Consider the following 2,505-nt stretch of genomic DNA (forward strand, 5'->3'; position numbering starts at 1 on the left):
GCACCGAGCAGTGCGGCACGTTCGTCGGCCGGGCCGTCACCCAGGGAGGCAACGATCGTCCGGCCGCGACTCTGCGAATGCTGGCGGGCCAACAAGGCGAGGCTCGGCCGCGGACCGACTTCGAGAAAGGCGTGCGTCGCATCGTCCAGCGTATGCAGCAGCGCCGGCGAAAAGCGCACGGCGTGACGCATGTGCCGGGTCCAGTAGTCCGGCGAGGTGGCTTCCTCGTCGGTCAGCGGCAGTCCTGTCAACGTAGAGACGATGCGGATGCGCGGCGCACTGAGCGACACCGCCGCCACTTCGGCACGGAAAGAGACCAGGACGGGATCCATCATCGCGGAGTGGAAGGCGTGGGACGTATGCAAGAGGCGGCAGGCGACGCCCTCGGCGTCGAGCGCGAGACGGAAGGCTTCGACGGCCGCCGTCTCTCCGGAAACCACGCTCGCATTCGGCGCGTTCTCGGCAGCGAGGGAAAGAGCGTCCGGGAGGCGCGCCCGCAGTTCGGCGGCTCCCAGACGAACGGAAAGCATGGAGCCCGCGGGAAGGGCCTGCATGAGGCGGCCGCGGCGCGCGACAAGTCGCGCGGCAGCGGCCAGCGGCATCACGCCGGCCAGCACGGCGGCGGCGAACTCGCCGACGCTATGGCCGATCATCGCCACCGGTTCGACACCAAGGCTCATCCACAGGCGGGCCAGCGCGTACTCCAGGGCGAAGGTCGCGGGCTGGGTCAGTTCGGTGGCCTTCAGCGCGTCCGCGTCTGCGGCGAACATGCGCTCACGCAGGTCGAAGCCCAGTTCCCCGCGCAGCGCACTGGCGACGTCGTCGAGCGCCGCGCGAAAGACGGGTTCAGTTGCATGCAGTTCGCGACCCATGCCGGCGTACTGCGAGCCCTGGCCAGGGAAGAGGAAGACCATGCCCGGTGACGGCGTGATGCAGGTGCGGCACATCGCGGCGGCGGCGATGTCGCGCAGCTTGCCTACCGCGTCGTTGGTGGAGGTGGCGACGACATGGGTGCGCTGGACGAACGCCTTGCGACCACGGGCGAGCGTCCACGCGGTATCGGCGAGGTTGCCGTCCGGGTGCGCGGCGAGATGGTCGGCGAGTCGCGCGGCAGCGTTGCCCAGAGCCGTCGGCGTCCGTGCGGAAATCAATAGCAGCTGCGCACCACTGGCGACATCGGAAGGCACGCGCTCCGGCGCTTCCTCGAGAATCACATGGGCATTGGTGCCGCCGACGCCGAACGAACTGACACCGGCGCGCAGGGGACCTCCCGCCGTCTGCCAGGGGCGCAGCGAGTCGTTCACCACGAAGGGTGAATCGGCAAGGTTGAGGCGTGGATTGGCGGACGTGAAGTGCAGGGACGGCGGCAGGCGACGTTCGCACAGGGCCAGCGAGGTCTTGATCACGCTGGCCGCACCGGCGGCCATCACGAGGTGGCCGACATTGCTCTTCAGCGAGCCTAGCGCGCAGAAGCCCTTATCGGTCGTGCTCTGGCGGAAGGCCTGTGTCAGCCCCTCCAGCTCGATCGGGTCGCCTAGCGGCGTGGCTGTGCCATGTGCTTCGACGTAGGAAATGTCGCGCGGCGACACACCGGCATCGTCCAGCGCCATCGTGATGACGGCTGCCTGGCCGGCGGCGTTTGGCGCCGTAAAACTGGCCTTGACCCCGCCATCGTTGTTCACCGCGACGCCACGGATCACCGAGTAGATCGGGTCGCCATCGCGTAGCGCATCCGAAAGACGCTTCAGCAGGACCACGGCCGCACCGTCGCTGAACACCGTGCCCTGAGCATCGGCATCGAAGGTACGCGTGTGACCGTCGGGCGAAAGCATCGAGCCTTCCTGCGCGATGTAACCGCTGTTCGGTGGGCAGGAGATCGACGAGCCCCCGGCAAGTGCCATGCCGCAACGGCCGGCGCGCAAGGCGTCAAAAGCCTGAGCGATGGCAACGAGCGACGTGGAGCACGCGGTATTGAGACTGATCGCCGGGCCAGTGAGGTTGAGCTTGTGCGCGACGCGCGTAGCCAGGTAATCCTTCTCGTTGCCGAGCATCACCTGGAAGGCCCCGAGCTTGTCGATAAGGTCGGGCCGGCCACTGATGTGCTTCTGGAAATAGGTGGCGTTATGCATGCCGCCGAAGACGCCGACCGGCACGTCCTGCGCATCGGGAACGTAACCGCCGCGCTCGAGACATTCCCAGCACAGCTCCAGGAACAGTCGCTGCTGCGGATCCGTCAGCTCTGCTTCGCGCGGAGACATGCCGAAGAAGCCGGCGTCGAACTGTTCCACGTCGTCGATCACACCGCGCGCGGCGACATAGTCCGGATCGTCGCGATCGGCCTGGCTCACAGCCGGGTCGAGCTCCTCCGGCGCGAAGAAGCGGATCGACTCGCGACCATTGCAGAGGTTGTCCCAGAACGTCTCGACATCAGGCGCACCGGGGAAGCGGCCCGCCATGGCGATGATCGCCACCGGCTCGCCCACCGCCGGCGCGCCACCCGACAAG

Annotated in this window: 1 protein-coding gene; it reads right to left on the reverse strand. The window is 67.7% G+C overall.

The genetic code is table 11. From position 1 onward, the window contains the following. Window positions 1–2,505 (reverse strand): type I polyketide synthase (locus AC1DT2_RS20565; RefSeq protein ID WP_477298394.1); only part of this gene is annotated, 2,505 nt, incomplete at both ends.

The sequence above is a fragment of the Luteibacter sp. P4_E6 genome (assembly GCF_056401535.1).